Raw genomic sequence first — 19,828 nt, 5'->3', positions numbered from 1 at the left:
AAAGCCTTCTCTATAAAATTGAGGAGGCTTTTTTATGTAAATGTGCATTATTTTAAGAAATTCGGGAAAAGGAAACGAGAGGTGTTGTCAAATGAAAGTGGTAGGATTAACAAAGGCATCAACTGATTTCGTGGATATGGAAATTAAACAACCAGTGCCAGAAAATCATGATTTATTAGTAAAAATTAAAGCGATTTCCATCAATCCAGTAGACACTAAACAACGCGAAGCAACCAAACTAACCGGAGATGAAGTAAGGATTTTAGGTTGGGATGCAGTTGGTGAAGTAGTGGAGATTGGTTCAGAAGTGACTTTATTTAAAACAGGACAAGAAGTATATTTCGCTGGCGATGTTACAAGGCCTGGCGCATATGCCGAATTCACATTAATTGATGAACGGCTAGTCGGTTTAAAACCCAAACATTTAAGTTTAGAAGAAGCCGCTGCGATGCCACTGACAACTATTACTGCATGGGAAGCTCTTTTTGAACGTATGGGAATTGTTGAAGCCGATAAAGGAAAATCCATTTTAATTATTAATGGAGCTGGTGGAGTGGGTTCGATTGCGACTCAACTAGCTGCAAACATTGGACTTAATGTCATCGCTACAGCATCACGTGAAGAAACAATAGAATGGACGAAGAAACACGGTGCAAATCACATCATTAATCACCGAGAAAATTTAACAAAACAATTGAAAGAACTTGGTTTTGAACAAGGTGTCGACTTTATTTTGTGTTTGCATAATACAAATGCTCACTGGGATGACATGCAAGAAGCAATTCGACCACAAGGAAAAATTTGTTCGATTGTGGAACTTGCAGAACCAGTGAAGATGTCTCTTTTAAAAGACAAGAGTGCTACTTTCAGCTATGAATTTATGTTTACTCGTTCGAAATACAATACAGAAGATAAAATCAAACAGCATGAAATTCTTACAGAAGCGGCGCGCATGCTAGATAAAGGAGACTTAACATCAACATTAAATAAAGTCTTATCTCCTGTAAATGCAAAAACGATAGAAGAAGCTCACAAAATTATCTCATCCGGAAAAATGATTGGAAAATTAGTAGTGAAAGGATTTGAGTGATTATGAGTGAAAAACAAGTTGCGCTATATATCGCAGTGAGTTTGGACGGCTACATTGCGGATGAAAACGGCAGCGTAGAATGGCTAGAATCTGTTGATAGTGAAGGCGATGCAGGTTATGAGGCCTTCTTTGATAACGTGGATACAGTCGTAATGGGACGAACTACGTATCAACAAATTTTCTCGCTTACAGATACTTTTCCATATAGTAAAAAAGATGTCTACGTTTTTTCTAACACAAAAGCAGGGACAAAAGACGAATACGCTGATTTTGTCGCTGGCACAGTAGATACGTGGCTAAACAACATCGATGGTGAAAAAGTCTGGCTTGTCGGCGGCGCGCAGTTAGTGAAACAATTTTTAAAAGAAAAGGCGATTGATCGGTTTGTAATTACGATTGCGCCTATCATTTTAGGAAAAGGAATTCCGTTATTTGAAGAAGATCAAGAACATGCGTTAGAACTTGAAGAAGTGACTCGTTTCGGACAGTTTGCTCAACTTACTTATAAAAATTTGGAGGAAAAGTAAATGAAAATTGCAGCTTTTGATATTGATGCACAAAAAGGCTTTACACCACTTTGTCCCGACGAATTACCAGTTTCGGGCGGTGACAAAATTGTGCCGGAGCTTAATTTTATGGCAAGTCTTGCTACTCTACGAATTGGTAGTAAAGACGCGCATCCGCATAATGCCGTATGGGTAGTTGATTCCAAAGACGAAATGCTGGCTGAACTCGAATATCCAAATGCGGACCGGACTTGGGTTAGACACTGCGAACCCGGTACGAAAGGTTTTGAATTATTAGACGGATTGCCAGTTGTGACGGATTATGATTACTTTATTTGGAAAGGCATGGAGCCAGTCATTCATCCGTACGGCGCTTGTTATCACGATATTGTCGAACAGCTTTCAACAGGTGTACTAGAATATTTAAGAGAACAACAGGTGGATTTAGTTCTTGTTGGAGGTTTAGCATTTGATTTTTGTGTGAAAACTACGGTTATACAGTTAAGTAGGGCAGGCTTTTCTGTATTAGTTTATTTACCAGCGACACGTGCATTATCTGAACAAGGTTTTGATGAAACAAAAGAGCAATTAGCGAATACCGAGAAAGTTCAACTTATCGAAACAAGGGAGGAACTTGTCGCCTACTGCCAGTAATTATATTGGAAGAGGTGAGGGGAATGAGGAAAGTTGGTTTATTTCCTAGTATGATAATTCTTTTCACAGTAGGAATTTCTGCTGTGTTATATCCGCTACTACCTTCTGAAGTGGCGGTGCATTTCGGTACGGACTTCTCCCCAGATATGTTTATGCAAAAGTGGCTCGGCTTAATACTGATTCCCTTTTTAATGATTATGTTTACAGGAACGGAATACTACGGGAAAGAAAAAGTGAATCAAGAGAGTTTATTAGAATTTGAATACTGTTTTAGACTGTTACTCGTGTTACTTACGATTATTCAAATGAGTATAATTGTATATGCGCTAGGTTATGATATCCCAACTGGCAGACTATCGCTAGTGACAGCAGGAGCATTTATGTTTGTTGTCGCAGCTTACATTCAATACTCTAAAAAACTCTTTAAATTTTTAACGATGATTGGTTTTAAAAAGATTGATGCATGGTCAAGAAACCTACTTAGAAAAATTACAACTGTTACACTTAATATAGCTGGTACAATCTGTTTTATCCTAGCTTTGTTCATGCGAAATGATCCCAGCTACTTAATGTTAGCAATGTTAATGACGATGTGTGTTATTGTTGTTGGCTCTGGAGTTTATCTTAATAAGAAATAAAAATATAACAGTTTATATTTACAATTGATACAGTTTCGGTTTATAATGGTGGCGGAAGTTCTGCGCGAATTTGGCAGGAAGTCCGTCATTTTTTTGCGTAATCAAAAAGCGCTTACAAAAAGAGGAGGAGAAATTTTGCATAAAACAGCCAGAAAAATGGTAGTGGCACTCAGTTTGTTATGTTTACTAGTACTTACAGCATGTCAGTCTGGCGATAAAGGGGAAAGTGAAAAAGTAACATCAGAAAAGAAAGCAAAAGTTGTTAACATCATGGAAACGAGTGGAATTCCAAATGCAAGTCCAACACTCGCAGACAATAGCGTAAGTTTTCGAGTAATCAATCAGATTTTTGAAGGATTATATCGATTAGATAAAAATGGGAAACCTGCGCTAGCACTAGCTGCCAGTGAACCTGAAGAAAAAGATGGCGGGAAAACACTTATTTTCAAAATTCGCGATGATGCGAAGTGGTCTAACGGCGACCCAGTGACGGCTCATGATTTTGAGTATGCTTGGAAAAAAGTAGTTGATCCAAAAACAGCAGCTGCATACGGACCGCAAATGGAAGAAATTGTCAAAAACGCAACCCAAATTTTAAAAGGTGAAATGTCCCCGGATGAACTTGGAATTAAAGCGCTAGACGACAAAACACTTCAAATCGAATTAGAAAATCCTGTACCAATTTTCAAAGAGCTCTTAACGACTGGCACGTTCTTCCCACAAAACCAAGCATTCGTGGAAAAACAAGGTGATCGTTATGGAACAAAAAGCGACACTTTAATTTCAAATGGTCCTTACAAACTAGAAAATTGGAATGGCACAAATATGACTTGGGATTACGTTAAAAACCCAACTTATTGGGATAAAAAGAATGTTCCTACAGAGAAAATCCATGTAACTGTCGTCAAAGATACCAATGCGGCCTTAAATTTATACAACACAAATAAATTAGACCGAGTAGAGCTTGACGGCGAATTTGTTAAACAATATAAAGATGATAAAAATTTCCATAAAGAAGCAACTGGACGCTCTGTCTATATGAAGATGAATCAAGGTAAAGATGGCGTGAAAACGGATTTAGCCAACTTGAATTTACGTCGAGCTCTAGCAATGGCTATTGATAAAACAGGCATGGTCAACACACTTCTTGCTAACGGTTCTAAAGCTTTAAATGGCGACGTTCCTGCTGATATTATGTTTGATCCAGAAACAAAAGAAGATTTCCGTAAACAAAATGGTGATTTACTCAAATTTGATCAACAAGAAGCAATAAGCGCTTGGAAACAAGGCTTAAAAGAAATTGGGAAATCAGAATTAACACTGACTTTAACAAGTGGTGATACATCTCTACAACGCAAACAAACAGAATTTATCCAAAATCAATTGGAAGAAAACCTTCCTGGACTAACTATCAAACTAAAAAATGTTACGAACCAAGCTAGTTTCCAAGCGGACGTTACGCAAGACTTTGAACTACTACTAGGAGGTTGGGGAGGCGATTATCAAGACCCACTAACATATCTCAACCTATTCCTTACAAATAGCCCAGGAAACCATACAGGCTTCTCAGACGCGAAATACGATGAACTAGTCCTTGGTGCGAAAGGTAAACTCTCAGCAAATCCGGAAAAAAGATGGCAAGCCCTACTAGAAGCCGAACAAATCTTGCTGAAAGATAACGCCGTACTCATTCCGCTATATCAAGGCGGCCGAGCATACTTGCAAAAAAGCAATCTTAAAAACTATACAACCTATCCAATTGGATCAGAAAACTACAAATGGATTGAAAAAAATTAATTTAAAATGAGTCTAGTTAACTTTACTAGACTCATTTTTTTGTACCCGAATGAAAATAAGACTTAGGATGTACCAATTTTCAGCCTAGAGCCGTTCGTTCCTTTTTTGAATCTCCCCTATAATAAACCTATCAACAAAAAAGGACGGTAAAAACAATGAAAAAGGGACTTTTCGGTTTACTGGCTGCAATTTTTGTATTAACAATGGTTGTAATTGAATTTTCGGCACCAGTTGGATCAGCAGCAAATACATATTACGTTACAATCAAAAACGATGGAAAAGAAGTTACCAAGTCAAAGTTCAAAGGGTATTCTTTCCGCGAATCGTGTCTAGATAATCAAGGAAACAGTCACAAAGTTAACTTCATGTCAACTACACAACTTAAAAAGAACAAACAGTATAAAATCGTCGTTCAAGACAACGAACTACTCGTTCAAGCCAAGGAAATAAACAGTGTTCCACTTGCAAGTAGTAAATAAAAATTAGAAATGAGGAATTGAAAATGAATAGTTTTTGGAAAATATTTTTTACAGTTATTTTAGGATTTATTGCACTTAATATCGTACTTGATATTGTTGGAATTACACTTCACTTCTTATTCCCAGTCCTTGTATTAGGTGGAATTGGATATTTACTTTATCGCATGTGGGGAAATTCCCCGAAACATACAAGTCAACGCGACAATAAAGACCGTTACGACTGGTAATCTTTTGCTAAATAAGCTCCCTAGGCTTTTAGATAGACAGAACCTAATTTCTTTTACAGAAGTTAGGTTTTTTTGTATGGTAAGTTTGTTATAATAAGGTAAAGGAAATGAGGCGATGAAAATGAAAAAAGATATAATTACCAAATCTATTGTTATATCAATCATTACTGCCCTAGTTTTCAACATCAGACGTAAAAAAGTAAAATAAGTACAGAAAAATCAAAAATAACGATTAAATGGCTATTTTAAGCCGTTTGTAACTAAAGTCGGAACGGATATGCTATAATAACAAAAAGAAATTCTTGGAGGACATAGAGATGGACATTGAAAATACACTACTAAAGCAAGAAGCATGGCGTTTCATTGATAACACGACAATCAATCCAGCTTTTGATGCTATTCAATCTTTTGCGACTGACGATACGTTATGTCGTTCAGTTGGAGCAAGAATGGTGCCGCCCACTGTTCGAGGCTGGGTTCATGAAAAAACAGTTTCCCTTGGAATACAAGATTCCAAGTTACCGGATATAGATAAAGGAATTGCTTTTTTGCAAGAACAAGGTTATCGAGTCGTTGTGCGCAATTCCGGTGGTTTAGCGGTTGTGCTTGATTCAGGAGTGCTTAACTTGTCAATGGTACTTCCAGATGCCGAACGTGGAATTGCGATTGAACGAGGTTACGAAACCATGTTTACCCTAATTAAAGATATGTTTGTAGATTGTAATGAAGTAATTGAAGCGAAAGAAATCGTGAATTCTTATTGTCCTGGAAGTTATGATCTTAGCATTCAAGGGCAGAAATTTGCTGGTATTTCACAGCGCAGAATGGCTAAAGGCGTCGCTGTTCAAATTTATTTAGCTGTTGAAGGCGATCAAGCCGCGCGCTCGGAACTAATTCGTGATTTCTATACAATCAGCGGAAAAGATAAGCAAATCAAATACAGTTTTCCAGACGTAAAGCCAGAAGTTATGGGTACATTGTCAGATTTAATGAAAGAGAATATGACTGTTAATGGATGTTTAGTACGATTATTTAATAGTTTGCGTCATTATGCAGGAAAACTTGAATCAGGCACTCTGACTTCAGAAGAACTCGATTTATTTCCAGCCTACTATGAACGTTTAATTGCCCGAAATGATAAAGTGCTTTCTTAAATTACATAAAAGGAGAGGGTAGCGTGAGTTATTTAACGGAAAAGTTAATTGAAGAAAAAGTGTTCAAAGATCCTGTTCATGGTTACGTACATGTTTCTGATAAGTTAATTTGGGATTTAATTGCAACAAAAGAATTTCAGCGGTTGCGACGAATACACCAATTAGGCACGACTTCGCTTACGTTCCACGGAGCCGAACATAGTCGTTTCAATCATTCTTTAGGTGTGTATGAGATTGTTCGGCAAATTATTGATGTGACTTTTGCAAAAGAACCACAATTAGATTCTGAAGAACGAATGGTTGCTTTATGTGCCGCACTTTTACACGATTTAGGTCATGGTCCGTTTTCTCATGCGTTTGAGAAGGTTTTTGGCACGGATCATGAGGAGTATACACAAGCGATTATTATTGGCAATACAGAAGTTAGCGAAGTGCTTTCACGAGTTAGCGATGATTTTCCGCTCAGGGTGGCCTCGATTATTAAGAAAAACTATCCTAATCAAACGCTAGTTAAGTTGATTTCAAGCCAAATTGACGCTGACCGAATGGACTACTTACTACGGGATGCGTATTATACAGGGGTTAGTTATGGGAAGTTTGATTTAGAACGGATTTTACGAGTGCTTCGACCTAGCCCTGATGGTAATGGAGTTATTGTGAAGTACTCCGGAATGCATGCTGTGGAAGATTATATTATGAGTCGTTACCAAATGTATCAGCAAGTGTATTTTCATCCAGTGAGCCGTAGTGGGGAAGTATTGTTATGGAAAATCCTCGAACGAGCGAAGAAGTTGTATTGCGCGGGTTATGATTTTAAAGTTCCTCCAATACAAGTTTTACCGTTTTTTGTAAATGAAGTGAGTTTAAAAGACTATATTGTGCTTGATGATATTGTTTTAATGTATTATTTCTCGATTTGGCAAGAGGAAACGGATCCGATTTTGAGCGATTTATGCAGCCGCTTTTTAAATAGAAGATTGCTCAGGTATCTTAATTATAATCCGAAAGAAGATGCCGAACTATACGCTGAATTAAAAGGATTGTTAGAAAAAGCTGATATCGATCCCTCGTACTATTTAGTAGTTGATTCCTCTAGTGACCTGCCGTATGATTATTATCTTCCAGGCGTTGGTGGTGGAAAAGAACCTATAAAACTGCTTATGGGAAATGGCGAACTGCGTGAACTGTCGACTGAATCACCAGTTGTTGAGGCAATCGGGCGGGAACGTCGAACAGACATCAAGCTATATTATCCGCTTGACTTCATTGAAAGCGGACGAGTGGAGCCGGAGATAGCAGAAAGAATGATTTCATTAATTCATGCGCATTCATTAAAAGAAAAATAAAAGAAGCAAGGCGATTAAAACCTTGCTTCTAGTAATGCTTAAATATCAGATTTTCTTACGCCGCCAACACCGTAATCAGTTTTTTTCATTTCTTCTAAAATTACGTGAATATTTTCTTTTGGCGCCTTTAGGTTTTTAGAAACTACGTCAGTTACTTCGCTGACTAAAGCTTTCTTTTGGTCATCACTACGACCTTCTAAGAATTGAATGGTAATAAATGGCATTTTCTCACCTCGATAAAAGTTTTTTTTCATTATAGCACATAAAAATTACTCTATAAAAGATAAAGGAGGCGCTTATGCCTAGTTTTCTCGCTTATCCACTTGAAATGATACCTTATGTTGTAGTTACACTTTTAATTGCCTTTACGATTCACGAATGGGCGCATGCGTTAGTAGCTCTAGCGTTTGGGGATGATACCGCAAAAAATCAAGGTCGTTTATCCCTAAATCCACTTGTACATATTGATTTGTTTGGCTTATTAATGATTTTAATTGCTGGATTCGGTTGGGCGAAACCAACCCCAGTCAATCGTTTTAAATTAAAGAAAAGACGTCTTGGTAGTATTCTTGTCACTCTTGCTGGTCCGGTAAGTAACCTTCTACTAGCAATGATTGGTGTTGGTTTGTACGCTCTTTTTCTGAACTATGCATTTTTCACTTACGGTTCAGTGACGGAAACGTTTTTAATGATTTTTGTGCAATTAAATCTTGTTTTATTTGTATTTAATTTAATTCCAATTCCACCGTTAGATGGTTACCAAATATTAGTAGAATTCTTACCGATGTCAGCTAGAGCTAAACTTGAGCCAGTGGAACGCTACGGCATGCTTATTTTCTTAGTTATAGCTTTAACACCAATTTCCAATTTTACTATTCAACCAATTTTCGACACTGTTATTCCGTTTGTTTTTGATATAATATTGATGATTTTCGGACTATCAGCATTTTAACCTGTTGCTTTTCATGCTATTTTTCACTATAATATAATGCGTCTATTCTTCTGACCGGAAAGGGGTAAATAAGCGATATGACAGCCAATCAAATGGAACGAAAAAAAGTAACTATTCATATCACCAATGTCATCCGTCAGATGGATGCAGAAGAGAAATCCGATATGTCTGTTTCGGGTGTTTTCTACCGCGATAAAGGGAATCGCTATCTGCATTATGAGGAAAAACAATTAGCTGGAACGATTCGAACAGTGCTTAAAATTGCTGACAACGAGCTGCTTTTAATGAGAAGCGGTGCTGTAAATATGAGAATGCACTTTTTCCGAGATAATAGGAGAAGTACTGCTTCTGTTGATTCAGGGGCGGGGAAATTACAATTAGAATCAGAACTAGTATCAATGGAAGAACTATATGAAAATAAGCCGGATGTGCTTAGTGAAGTTGCATTTCAATATGATTTGCTTAGTCACGGCGAATACATCGGCTCATATACTGTTTTAATGAAAATAGAGGAGGACGCAGAATGAATGTCATGCAAGAGAACCAAATCAAACTAATTGAACATATCAAACAAGCAGTTGTTCAAGCGGTTGGTTTAGAAGAAACAGAAGTACCAGAAATTTTACTCGAAGTACCAAAAGACAAGAAGCATGGAGATTATTCGACTAATATTGCGATGCAGCTTGCTAGAGTTGCTAAGAAAGCGCCTCGTCAAATTGCCGAAAGTATCGTTCCTGAGCTAAAAAAAGACAGCAAATTAATTAAAGAAGTAGAAATTGCTGGACCTGGTTTTATTAATTTTTATTTAGATAATGCTTATTTAACCGATTTAGTACCAGTCATCTTAACTGAGGATAAGAAGTACGGAGAATCAGATTTTGGTAAAGGTGAAAAATTCCAAATTGAATTCGTTTCCGCTAACCCAACTGGCGACTTACACCTTGGACATGCCCGTGGAGCTGCAATTGGAGATTCTCTTGCAAACATTATGAAAATGGCCGGATTTGATGTTTCCAGAGAATATTATATTAATGATGCTGGGAATCAAATTAATAATTTAGTTCTTTCAGCAGAAGCGCGCTATTTTGAAGCGTTAGGCTTAGAATCTGAATTTCCAGAGGATGGTTACCGCGGTTCAGATATTATCGCACTTGGGAAAGATTTAGCCGCTAAATACGGCGATAAATATGTGAATGCTAGCGAAGAAGAGCGCCGTTCCGTTTTCCGTGTAGATGCACTTGCATTTGAAACAGGAAAACTACGGGCAGACTTAGAAGAATTCCGTGTTTCTTTTGATGAGTGGTTTTCAGAAACGTCATTATATGAAGAAAACAAAGTATTACCTGCCTTAGAACGTTTACGCGAAAATGGCTATATTTATGAGCAAGATGGAGCTACTTGGTTAAGAACAACTGATTTTGAAGATGATAAAGATCGAGTTTTAATCAAATCAGATGGTAGCTACACTTATTTCTTACCAGACATTGCTTATCATTTAAATAAATTAGAGCGTGGTTTCGACGTATTAATTGATATTTGGGGAGCGGATCATCACGGTTATATTCCGCGGATGCGTGCTGCGATTGAAGCGCTTGGTTACTCACCGAATCAATTAGAAGTAGAAATCATTCAGCTAGTCCACTTGTTTGAAGATGGCGTGCAAGTTAAAATGAGTAAACGTACTGGTAAATCTGTTACAATGCGTGACTTAATTGAAGAAGTTGGTCTGGATGCGACGAGATATTTCTTTGCAATGCGTAGTTCTGATACTCATATGAACTTCGATATGAGTTTAGCAAAATCAACGTCCAATGATAATCCTGTTTATTATGTACAATATGCCCATGCGAGAATTTCTAGTATTTTACGTTCTGGCAAAGAGCAAGGCTTGGAAGTTTCAAAAGATGCTAATATGAGCCTTTTAGAAACTGAGGCAGAATATGACTTATTAAAAGTATTAGGTGAGTTCGCAGATGTTGTTGCTGAAGCCGCAGTAAAAAGAGCGCCACACCGTATCGTTCGCTACTTAAATGATTTAGCGACAGCATTCCACCGTTTTTATAATAGTAATAAAGTGCTCGATATGGATAACCTAGAAGTTACAAAAGCGAGACTAGCACTGATTAAAACAGCACAAATTACCCTTCGAAATGGTTTGACCCTTCTTGGTGTATCTGCACCAGAAAAAATGTGATATCCTAAAAATATAGGTTACTCGTTGACGTCATAACCAAAATGTACTAAAGTTAAAAGAAACATAGGTAATTGAAAAAAACGGGGAGAGCATATGATGAAGCGATTAATAATTTTGGCGCTGCTTTTCGTGTTTCTGTGCGTCGCAGTCTATATTCTCTACGACTTTCAACTTGGATCAATCCCAATTCTTTTAATGGCCATCCTATTCTTTTACATCGGATATAAAATAGTCAAGAAGAATTGATGTAATTAAGAAAATTTAGGTTGTACTTGCCAGAAATAACATGTAAAATAGTGAAGTTGGGCTGAACGAAAAAATAACAGCTAAATAAATTGGAATTACGATAGAAAGGGCGTGCCAGTTTTGGATTTAAAGAACTTAACGCAAGAAGAACGTAGTGAACTATCTTTAATTGATGTTGCACATTTTATTTTGGAACAGCGGAAAGAAACCATTCTTTTCCCTGAATTAGTGAAAGAGATTCAAGCGTTCCTAGGTTTGAAAGATGCAGAAATAAGGGAGCGTCTTGTTCAATTTTATACAGATATGAATATTGATGGTAACTTCATTTCACTAGGAAATAATACGTGGGGACTTCGTGCATGGTATCCAATGGATGCAATTGATGAGGAAGTTCAAACGCAAACAACTCCGAAGAAAAAACGTAAATCAGATGATGATGACGATGAAGATGAAGAAATCCTGGATGATGACGTGGACTACGATGATGAAGAAATCGTGGAAGAACTTGGTGAAGAAGAAATCTCTCTTGCGGATGTCTTACTTGATGAAGACGAAGATGACGATGACCACTTGCCAGACGGTATCGAAGGCGATTTAGCTACAGTAGAAGATGATTATACTGATGGGGATTACACAGAAGACCCAGAAGATAAATAATAACTAAATGTTAATCAGATAGATACATCCATTTTTATGGAAAGCGTCTATCTGATTTTTTTTAACGTGTTTAATGGGTTGATGGCGGTTTCAAAAAATAAAGGCTTGACTTATCTCGCTATCATTAGTAGTATTTTATTTGGGCTCCCTTTTATAGGGACGGATATTTATGAGAATCAGCGCTCCCTTACTTTTAAAAAGTAGGCGGAGTGTTTTTTATTTTGGTTTACAAAATACTTGAAATTGTGATTAGTACGCTAGCAAGATAATCACAATATTGTTTTATCTGGCAATTTCCCACCCCAGCAGGAAAATCGTCAGACCCTGCAAGTTTTTCATTTCAGGAAGGAGTAGATTTTTTTAACATGACAAAGTATATTTTCGTTACAGGTGGCGTAGTTTCGTCAATCGGAAAAGGAATCACAGCAGCATCGCTCGGACGTTTGCTGAAAAATCGTGGACTTAGTGTTACCATTCAAAAATTTGATCCATACATCAACGTGGATCCAGGAACAATGAGCCCATACCAACACGGGGAAGTTTATGTGACAGATGATGGCGCAGAAACAGACCTAGACCTTGGCCATTACGAACGTTTTATCGATATTAACTTAAATAAATACAGCAATGTAACAACTGGGAAAGTTTACTCAGAAGTTATTAAAAAAGAACGTCGCGGGGATTACTTAGGTGGAACAGTGCAAGTTATTCCACACATTACAAACGAATTAAAAGATCGTGTTTTCCGTGCAGCTCGCATGACCAATTCAGATATTATTATCACAGAAATTGGTGGAACTGTTGGAGACATCGAATCATTACCATTCTTAGAAGCAATTCGTCAAATTAAAAGTGATGTTGGTGCGGAAAACGTACTTTACATCCACACAACTTTAATTCCTTATATCAAAGCAGCTGGTGAAATGAAAACTAAACCAACTCAACATAGCGTTAAAGAACTTCGCAGTCTAGGAATTCAACCAAACATTATCGTTGTTCGTACAGAGCAACCAGTTTCTCAAGAAATGAAAGATAAGATTGCGCTATTTTGTGATATTAAAGCTTCAGAGGTTATTGAATCTCGTGATGAAGAAACACTTTATAACGTACCGCTTTCTTTACAAAAACAAAAAATGGATGATATTGTCCTAGAACACTTGCAATTAGAAGCACCGCAAGCTGAAATGACTGATTGGAAAAACTTAGTACACCGCGTGAAAAATCTATCCAAAAAAGTTCGTATCGGTCTAGTTGGTAAATATGTATCATTACAAGATGCTTATCTTTCTGTAGCAGAAGCACTTCGTCATGCAGGATATGAGCACGATGCGGAAATCGAAATCGACTGGATTGATTCCGAAAAAGTAACAAAAGAAAATGTTGCTGAAATCATGAAAGACGTTGATGGTATTTTAGTTCCTGGTGGTTTTGGAGATCGTGCCATCGAAGGTAAAATTGCTGCTATCGAATATGCACGCGTAAATAAAGTGCCTTATTTTGGTATTTGTTTAGGTATGCAACTAGCAACAGTCGAATTTGCTCGTAACGTGCTTGGCCTTGAAGGAGCACATTCAGCAGAAATCGAACCTGAAACAAAACATAATATCATTGATTTATTACCAGAACAAAAGAACATCGAAAACATGGGTGGAACACTTCGTCTAGGACTGTATCCAGCACGTATTAAGCAAGGCACTAAAGCTGAGGCTGCTTATGGTACAACTCTTGTAGAAGAGCGTCACCGTCATCGTTATGAGTTTAATAACGAATATAGAGAACAAATGGAAGAAGCTGGCATGATTGTGTCTGCAACGAGCCCAGATGGCCGCCTAGTTGAAGTAGTTGAATTAGCTGACCATCCTTGGTTTGTCGCTTGTCAATATCACCCAGAATTCATTTCCCGTCCAAATCGTCCACAAAGCCTGTTTAAAGATTTTGTTGGCGCATCACTTAATAATAAATAAAATAATAGAAGCATTTATTTTAGCGACTTATTTTCTGATTTTGACAGAAAATAAGTCGTTTTTATATTAAATAAACTAGGACTTCGTGAATAATGTGGATTTTTTAGATCGTTTTTGGCAAAATTTGCTCCCACATCCAGTCAAACAAGTTGACATCGCCCATTTAAAATAGGAAACTAAACAATATCTAAAGGAAAGAGGGAGCAGCAATTTGCAGAAGAAAGCGATGATTATATATAACCCAGCAGCGGGGAAAAATAAATTCAGAAAATTACTTCCAGATGCCGAAAAAATTTTAACAAATGCGGATTTTGAAGTAACTTTAGTCCCGTCAACACCAGCGCTAAAAAGCACAACTTTAATCGCGAAACAAGCAGCAGAAGCAGGGTATGAAGTAGTGATTGCAGCAGGTGGAGATGGAACTGTGAATGAAGTTGTTAACGGACTAATGCAAGTAGAGAAAAGACCAAAATTAGGTATCTTGCCAGTAGGTACAACAAACGATTACGCAAGAGCACTAAATTTTGCAAAAGATCCGCTAGAAGCGCTTCAAATAATAGCTAAGCAAGAAACAATCCGAGTAGATATTGGAAAAGCAAATGAGACGGAATTTTTTATTAATAATGCAGCAGGTGGACGAATTACGGAAATAACTTATGCGGTAAAAGAATCAATGAAGTCTAAATGGGGCAGACTTGCATATCTCTTTAGTGGATTAACCGTTCTTCCTAAGTTGTCCCCTGTTAACGTTGAAATAACTTACAATGAAGAAACTTTTAAAGGTGAGATATTACTATTTTTCGTAAATAAAACCAATTCTGTTGGCGGGATGGAAACGTTATGTCCACCAGCTCAATTAAATAGCGGTATGTTTGAGCTTTTAATTTTAAAGAAGGTTTCTCCTAAAAAATTATTCCAATTATTTGCTTCTATAAAAAAAGGGACACATCTAAATAGTCCTCATGTTATTCATGCCCGTACAAATAAAGTTACTATTAAAAGTGACGCAGATTTAAATGTAAGTTACGATGGGGTTTATGGTGGAAAAGCGCCTTATACGTTAGAGGTGATTCCAGAAGCGTTAGAAGTATTTGCTGATGAAAAAAGAATTTCAGCCCGTCTTAGAGGCTAAAGCGTTTTCACCAGAAAATTTTCTAGTTTTTATGGTAAATTCATCACAAATCTGTTATCATAAGTTTGTTAGGGGAAAATAGCTGCCACTATTTTTCACGGCGGAAATTCAAATCTTAGGGGAAATCAAAAATGGTTTTCCTAAATTCCTGAGGGAGGAAATTGTATTATGCCTATCGTTAACATGACAGACATGCTGAAAAAAGCATTAGCTGGAAAATATGCTGTTGGTCAATTCAACATCAACAACCTTGAATGGACTCAAGCTATTTTGAAAGCTGCAGAAGCAGAAAAATCACCAGTTATTTTAGGAGTTTCTGAAGGAGCTGCTAAATACATGGGAGGATTCAAAACAGTTGTAAAAATGACTGAAGGACTTGTAGAAGACCTGAAAATCACTGTACCTGTTGCGATTCACCTTGACCATGGTTCAAGCTTTGATTCTTGTAAAGCAGCTATCGATGCAGGATTCTCTTCTGTAATGATCGACGGCTCTCACCACCCAATTGATGATAATATTGCAATGACTAAACAAGTTGTTGATTATGCGCATGCTAAAGGTGTATCTGTAGAAGCTGAAATTGGAACTGTTGGTGGAGATGAAGACGGCGTTACTGGTGGAATCAACTATGCTGATCCACAAGAATGTTTACGTGTTGTTAAAGAAGCTAACATTGATGCACTTGCTGCAGCATTAGGTTCTGTTCACGGTCCTTACCACGGCGAACCAGTTCTTGGTTTTGACGAAATGAAAGAAATCTCCGAACTTACAGGTGCTCCACTTGTACTTCACGGCGGTTCTGGAATTCCTGAACACCAAATTAAAAAAGCAATTGAACTTGGTCACAGCAAAATCAACGTTAACACTGAATGCCAAATCGTTTGGACTGCAGCTGTTCGCGAAAAATTAGCTACTGATGACAAAGTTTATGATCCACGTAAAGTAATCGGCCCTGGTGTGGACGCGATTATCAAAACTGTAACAGAAAAAATTCAAGAGTTTGGTTCTAACGGTAAAGCGTAAGACGAACTTTATGATGATATAAAAAATAACTGGTTAGAATCACTTGTTGATTTGGCCAGTTATTTTTTATGTAAAGTTTAAGTACTTATAGAAGGAAATTAATTATCGTTATCAAGATGAATATGGTATGATAACTATAGCTTTCGGTCAAAAGAAATCAAGATTTGTAATTTCCCGATTAAAAATCATGCTTCAGGCGCATGTTTTATCTAGATAAATGAGCCATAATGTAGTTAGTTATGTGATACGACTTACTATAGTTATGTTATAATAGTATATTAAATGATGAATGAACCAACGAGGAAGAGAGTAGGCGATAGTAATGAATATAGGGATTTTTACGGATACCTACAGTCCGCAAATTAGCGGTGTAGCTACATCGATAATGATTATGGAAAACGAACTAAGAAAACAAGGGCACACTGTATATATTTTTACAACGACGGATCCTAACGCTGATAGAGAAAGCGAAGAAGGACGTGTGTTTCGTTTACCTAGTATACCGTTTGTCTTTTTTCCGGAACGTCGCGTAGCAATTGCAGGAATGAATAAGTTTATTAAGCTAGTAGGTCGCTTAAATTTAGATATTATCCACACACATACAGAGTTTTCATTAGGTCTTTTGGGTAAGCGAATTGCTAAAAAATATAATATTCCATCTATCCATACCTACCATACAATGTATGTTGATTACTTGCACTATATCGCAAAAGGTAAAATTTTAACGCCTTCAATGGTTGGCAAAATGACAAAATCTTTTTGTGATAGCTATGATGCCATAATCACTCCAACTGCAAAAGTAAGACATCACTTAGAAGAGCAAGGCATTCATAAATTAATGTATACAGTTCCAACTGGTACAGATATTTCGTCATTTGCTCCGGTTGAAAAACAGCGAATTCTGGATTTGAAACAATCACTTGGAATTGAAGAAGATGATTCTGTAATTCTTTCGCTTGGAAGAATTGCTCATGAAAAAAATATCGATGCCATTATTAATGCGATGCCAGAAGTCCTTGAAACGAAACCTAATGCAAAACTAGTGATTGTTGGAGACGGGCCGGTACGCAAAGACTTAGAAAAATTAGTAGAAACCAAACAATTAGAAAATCATGTTATTTTCACAGGGGCAGTTGACTGGGAAAACATTAGTTTATATTATCAATTAGGTGATTTATTTGTTAGTGCTTCAACGACAGAAACACAAGGTTTAACTTACGCAGAAGCAATGGCGGCCTCGTTACCAGTTGTTGCAAAACGCGATGAAAGTATTGAAGGCTTTTTAGCAGATAAAGAAACAGCCTTTTTATTCGATAAAGATGACGAACTAGCAAGCCTATTAATTAAAATATTTTCTGATAAAGAAATGGCGACTTTAGTAGCTACAAATGGAAGAGTAAAAGTAGAATCAATTTCCGCGGAACAATTTGGCATCAATGTTGAGTCTACATACAATGAGGTTCGCGAAATATACCGTGTAAAGCGACAAAACGGCACGATTAAAGTAAAGCCGACATTAATAAAAAGTAAAATTGCTTCTCAAGTATTTTCACTTTCGTCCTCTACGCATGTACAAAGGAAAGAGAGGTCATCGCGGCGTGATTAAGTTGACAATGCTATCTTCAGCAGAAAAAGTAAAAGGACAAGGTGTAGCATCAGCTTATCGCGAACTTGTGAATTTACTAGAAGAAAGATATACAAATGAGATTGATATGAAGATTAATAGTTTTGAGAAATCGGATATCACGCATTATCATACCGTTGATTTCCGTTTTTTTCTTTCGACCTTTTTTAAGAAGAAACGCGGAGTCCGAGTTGGTTATGTGCACTTTTTGCCAGAAACAATGGAAGGTAGTTTGAAATTACCTTGGATTGCTCGCGTTGTGTTTTATAAATATTTAATTAGTTTTTATAAGCGAATGGATGAAATAGTTGTTGTTAATCCCTCGTTCATTCCAAAATTAACTGCATATGACATCCCGGAAGAAAAAATCCATTATATACCTAATTTTGTCTCGAAAAAAACTTTTTTCCCAATTTCTACGGCAGAAAAAAAGCTTGCTCGTGAAAAATATGGAATTCCGGCTGATAAATTCACCGTAATTGGGATAGGGCAAGTTCAACATCGAAAAGGTGTACTCGACTTTATTGAAGTGGCAAAACAATTACCGCATATCCAGTTCGTGTGGGCGGGAGGATTTTCTTTTGGGAAGATTACTTCGGGGTATGAAGAACTTAAGAAAATTTATGATAATCCGCCAGCAAATGTGAAATTTATTGGCATTGTCGATCGTTCAGAAATGAATGCTTGTATTAATATGGCGGATTTATTCTTTATGCCATCGTATAATGAGCTGTTTCCAATGGCGATTTTAGAAGCAATGAGCGCGGATGTTCCTATTTTGCTTCGAAATTTAGAATTATATGAAGAAATTTTAACTGGCTATTATGTAAAAGAAGTTGATAATCCTGGTTTTATACGGGCTATAGAACGCTTAGAACATGATACTGATTATTATAACGAAATGTTGCAAGCCGCTAAAGAGGGCGCAACCTATTATTCAGAAGATCGTTTGGCAAAAATATGGTTTGCCTTTTATCAAGGATTATTAACGAAGGAGTGAGCATATGAGTGCAGGCGCGAAGAAGAATCTATTTAATATAGCTATTGTACTGGCGATTAGTATCGGCTTCATTATTTGGCAATTTCAAGGCGTAGATATTTCCACATTCTTTGCTTCGATGTTAAAAGTCAATCCGTGGTGGCTTCTAGGAGCATTTGCGGCGATGTTTATTTATTGGTTTTTAGAAGCAGTCGTTTTACAAACCGCTTCAAAGCCTGCAAATAAAGACCAACGATTCTTTTCTTCTTTTCGGATAACGATGATTGGTCAATTTTTTAATACGATTACTCCGATGGCGACGGGTGGACAACCGGCACAGCTCGTAATGTTAACAAAACAAGGCATGGATGCTGGACGAGGAAGTTCTGTTTTACTCGTGAAATTTATTATTTATCAAGCGATGGTTGTACTTAATTTTTTAGTTATTTTGATTTTCGGTATTCATTACTTGATGACAGGGGTAACGCAACTTAAATTTCTTGTTTTGCTTGGTTTTGGCGTCCACGTGGTAGTTATCGTAGCCTTAATTTTAGTCGGTAGAAGTCAGAAATTCACCACAAAATTAGTACATGTGCTATTACTTCCGACTAGATTATTTATGAAAAAAGAAAAAGTTGCGAATTTAAAAAATACACTAGACGAAAAAATTATTACTTTCCATGAAGAAAGTAGTCGGATTGGGAAAGATTGGAAATTAATTGTGCGCTGTTGTTTTTATACGACGCTCCAATTATGGATATATTTCTCAATACCTTTCTTCATTTTACAAGCAATTGGTGTAACTGGCATTGGGCTGTATATGGCGATTACTTATCACGCCTTTATTATTATGTTTGCTACTGTTATGCCAACTCCTGGAGGCGCAGGTGGTGCTGAGTATACATTTACGTTGTTGTTTGGTATGTTGCTTGGACCAGCAAAACTATTGATGGCGCTCGTTTTATGGCGAATTATTACCTATTATAGTTGCATTGTTTTTGGGGCAGGAGCCTTATTAATTAAAGATACAGCTTCTAAAAAAATCAAACCTCATATAGAAGCATTAACAAAAGCACCCGTAAAAAATATTTCGTCGTAATGAAAAGCTTGGAATGAACTGTTCCCGGCTTTTTTTGAAGAAAGAATCTTGCAAAGTAAAACAATTT

General features: G+C 37.0%; 20 protein-coding genes. 19 read left to right on the top strand and 1 reads right to left on the bottom strand.

Annotated elements, in window-relative coordinates; genetic code table 11:
* Positions 1-91: 91 nt before the first annotated feature.
* From AC4PG0_RS13575 to AC4PG0_RS13535, 9 genes are all read left to right on the top strand, one after another.
* Positions 92-1,090 (top strand): zinc-binding alcohol dehydrogenase family protein, encoded by a 999-nt coding sequence (locus AC4PG0_RS13575; protein ID WP_045552603.1) that lies wholly within the window; start codon positions 92-94, stop codon positions 1,088-1,090.
* A gap of 2 nt (positions 1,091-1,092) precedes the next feature.
* Positions 1,093-1,617, top strand: coding sequence for a dihydrofolate reductase family protein (locus tag AC4PG0_RS13570; RefSeq protein ID WP_003768405.1), 525 nt, complete (start codon positions 1,093-1,095; stop codon positions 1,615-1,617).
* The gene (locus AC4PG0_RS13565) at positions 1,618-2,250 is read left to right on the top strand and encodes a nicotinamidase (protein ID WP_492167778.1); all 633 of its coding nucleotides are present in this window, start codon (positions 1,618-1,620) and stop codon (positions 2,248-2,250) included. It abuts the gene before it with no gap.
* 23 nt (positions 2,251-2,273) lie between these two features.
* Positions 2,274-2,888, top strand: coding sequence for a DUF1648 domain-containing protein (locus AC4PG0_RS13560; RefSeq protein WP_003764052.1), 615 nt, complete (start codon positions 2,274-2,276; stop codon positions 2,886-2,888).
* A 135-nt stretch (positions 2,889-3,023) separates the two neighbouring features.
* Positions 3,024-4,685 carry a peptide ABC transporter substrate-binding protein gene (locus AC4PG0_RS13555; RefSeq protein ID WP_072218672.1) on the top strand — a complete coding sequence of 554 codons (1,662 nt, stop codon included), beginning with the start codon at positions 3,024-3,026 and terminating at the stop codon, positions 4,683-4,685.
* Positions 4,686-4,840: 155 nt separating this feature from the next.
* Complete coding sequence (locus AC4PG0_RS13550; RefSeq protein WP_003764048.1) at positions 4,841-5,164, top strand: YxeA family protein; 324 nt, start codon at positions 4,841-4,843, stop codon at positions 5,162-5,164.
* 23 nt (positions 5,165-5,187) lie between these two features.
* Positions 5,188-5,391, top strand: coding sequence for a hypothetical protein (locus AC4PG0_RS13545; RefSeq protein ID WP_003764046.1), 204 nt, complete (start codon positions 5,188-5,190; stop codon positions 5,389-5,391).
* A gap of 317 nt (positions 5,392-5,708) precedes the next feature.
* Positions 5,709-6,545: a lipoyl-[GcvH]:protein N-lipoyltransferase gene (gene lipL / locus AC4PG0_RS13540; RefSeq protein ID WP_033533660.1), complete on the top strand. Its 837-nt coding sequence runs from the start codon at positions 5,709-5,711 to the stop codon at positions 6,543-6,545.
* 23 nt (positions 6,546-6,568) lie between these two features.
* On the top strand, positions 6,569-7,891 hold the full coding sequence (locus tag AC4PG0_RS13535) for an HD domain-containing protein (RefSeq protein ID WP_492167777.1): 1,323 nt from the start codon (positions 6,569-6,571) through the stop codon (positions 7,889-7,891).
* A gap of 38 nt (positions 7,892-7,929) precedes the next feature.
* Here AC4PG0_RS13535 and thmT read toward each other — a convergent pair whose 3' ends face one another.
* Positions 7,930-8,115 (bottom strand): 2-hydroxymuconate tautomerase, encoded by a 186-nt coding sequence (gene thmT, locus AC4PG0_RS13530; protein WP_492167776.1) that lies wholly within the window; start codon positions 8,113-8,115, stop codon positions 7,930-7,932.
* 74 nt (positions 8,116-8,189) lie between these two features.
* On the opposite strand from thmT, the gene AC4PG0_RS13525 reads away from it, so the two are divergent.
* From AC4PG0_RS13525 to AC4PG0_RS13480, 10 genes are all read left to right on the top strand, one after another.
* Complete coding sequence (locus AC4PG0_RS13525) at positions 8,190-8,843, top strand: site-2 protease family protein (RefSeq protein ID WP_033533659.1); 654 nt, start codon at positions 8,190-8,192, stop codon at positions 8,841-8,843.
* 77 nt (positions 8,844-8,920) lie between these two features.
* The gene (locus AC4PG0_RS13520; protein ID WP_003723610.1) at positions 8,921-9,370 is read left to right on the top strand and encodes a YwiB family protein; all 450 of its coding nucleotides are present in this window, start codon (positions 8,921-8,923) and stop codon (positions 9,368-9,370) included.
* Positions 9,367-11,037 (top strand): arginine--tRNA ligase, encoded by a 1,671-nt coding sequence (argS, locus tag AC4PG0_RS13515; RefSeq protein ID WP_003772252.1) that lies wholly within the window; start codon positions 9,367-9,369, stop codon positions 11,035-11,037. Before AC4PG0_RS13520 ends, argS begins: the two co-directional genes overlap by 4 nt.
* 366 nt (positions 11,038-11,403) lie before the next feature.
* A complete protein-coding gene (rpoE, locus tag AC4PG0_RS13510; RefSeq protein WP_003728401.1) occupies positions 11,404-11,940 on the top strand; it encodes a DNA-directed RNA polymerase subunit delta in 537 nt (178 codons plus the stop codon).
* Between the two features lie 365 nt (positions 11,941-12,305).
* Positions 12,306-13,904 carry a CTP synthase gene (gene pyrG, locus AC4PG0_RS13505; protein ID WP_003772255.1) on the top strand — a complete coding sequence of 533 codons (1,599 nt, stop codon included), beginning with the start codon at positions 12,306-12,308 and terminating at the stop codon, positions 13,902-13,904.
* A gap of 211 nt (positions 13,905-14,115) precedes the next feature.
* Complete coding sequence (locus tag AC4PG0_RS13500) at positions 14,116-15,036, top strand: diacylglycerol kinase family lipid kinase (RefSeq protein WP_194321682.1); 921 nt, start codon at positions 14,116-14,118, stop codon at positions 15,034-15,036.
* Between the two features lie 168 nt (positions 15,037-15,204).
* A complete protein-coding gene (gene fba, locus AC4PG0_RS13495; RefSeq protein ID WP_003764027.1) occupies positions 15,205-16,059 on the top strand; it encodes a class II fructose-1,6-bisphosphate aldolase in 855 nt (284 codons plus the stop codon).
* Between the two features lie 322 nt (positions 16,060-16,381).
* The gene (locus tag AC4PG0_RS13490; RefSeq protein ID WP_194317613.1) at positions 16,382-17,665 is read left to right on the top strand and encodes a glycosyltransferase family 4 protein; all 1,284 of its coding nucleotides are present in this window, start codon (positions 16,382-16,384) and stop codon (positions 17,663-17,665) included.
* Positions 17,658-18,683: a glycosyltransferase family 4 protein gene (locus AC4PG0_RS13485; protein ID WP_003772260.1), complete on the top strand. Its 1,026-nt coding sequence runs from the start codon at positions 17,658-17,660 to the stop codon at positions 18,681-18,683. The genes AC4PG0_RS13490 and AC4PG0_RS13485 overlap by 8 nt, the downstream gene beginning before the upstream one ends.
* Before the next feature lie 4 nt (positions 18,684-18,687).
* A complete protein-coding gene (locus tag AC4PG0_RS13480; RefSeq protein ID WP_203574115.1) occupies positions 18,688-19,761 on the top strand; it encodes a lysylphosphatidylglycerol synthase transmembrane domain-containing protein in 1,074 nt (357 codons plus the stop codon).
* Positions 19,762-19,828: the final 67 nt, after the last annotated feature.

The sequence above is a fragment of the Listeria sp. MAN/IMW/UF464 genome (assembly GCF_058683955.1).
The sequence above is the reverse complement of the archived record's forward strand: the minus strand, read 5'-3'. Positions and strand labels throughout refer to the sequence as shown.

Excerpts from the sequence above, each read along its gene's own strand:
- AC4PG0_RS13575 (WP_045552603.1), top strand. The coding sequence starts at position 92 with ATGAAAGTGGTAGGATTAACAAAGGCATCAACTGATTTCGTGGATATG.
- AC4PG0_RS13570 (WP_003768405.1), top strand. The coding sequence starts at position 1,093 with ATGAGTGAAAAACAAGTTGCGCTATATATCGCAGTGAGTTTGGACGGC.
- AC4PG0_RS13565 (WP_492167778.1), top strand. The coding sequence starts at position 1,618 with ATGAAAATTGCAGCTTTTGATATTGATGCACAAAAAGGCTTTACACCA.
- AC4PG0_RS13560 (WP_003764052.1), top strand. The coding sequence starts at position 2,274 with ATGAGGAAAGTTGGTTTATTTCCTAGTATGATAATTCTTTTCACAGTA.
- AC4PG0_RS13550 (WP_003764048.1), top strand. The coding sequence starts at position 4,841 with ATGAAAAAGGGACTTTTCGGTTTACTGGCTGCAATTTTTGTATTAACA.
- AC4PG0_RS13545 (WP_003764046.1), top strand. The coding sequence starts at position 5,188 with ATGAATAGTTTTTGGAAAATATTTTTTACAGTTATTTTAGGATTTATT.
- lipL (WP_033533660.1), top strand. The coding sequence starts at position 5,709 with ATGGACATTGAAAATACACTACTAAAGCAAGAAGCATGGCGTTTCATT.
- thmT (WP_492167776.1), bottom strand. The coding sequence starts at position 8,115 with ATGCCATTTATTACCATTCAATTCTTAGAAGGTCGTAGTGATGACCAA.
- AC4PG0_RS13525 (WP_033533659.1), top strand. The coding sequence starts at position 8,190 with ATGCCTAGTTTTCTCGCTTATCCACTTGAAATGATACCTTATGTTGTA.
- AC4PG0_RS13520 (WP_003723610.1), top strand. The coding sequence starts at position 8,921 with ATGACAGCCAATCAAATGGAACGAAAAAAAGTAACTATTCATATCACC.
- argS (WP_003772252.1), top strand. The coding sequence starts at position 9,367 with ATGAATGTCATGCAAGAGAACCAAATCAAACTAATTGAACATATCAAA.
- pyrG (WP_003772255.1), top strand. The coding sequence starts at position 12,306 with ATGACAAAGTATATTTTCGTTACAGGTGGCGTAGTTTCGTCAATCGGA.
- fba (WP_003764027.1), top strand. The coding sequence starts at position 15,205 with ATGCCTATCGTTAACATGACAGACATGCTGAAAAAAGCATTAGCTGGA.
- AC4PG0_RS13490 (WP_194317613.1), top strand. The coding sequence starts at position 16,382 with ATGAATATAGGGATTTTTACGGATACCTACAGTCCGCAAATTAGCGGT.
- AC4PG0_RS13480 (WP_203574115.1), top strand. The coding sequence starts at position 18,688 with ATGAGTGCAGGCGCGAAGAAGAATCTATTTAATATAGCTATTGTACTG.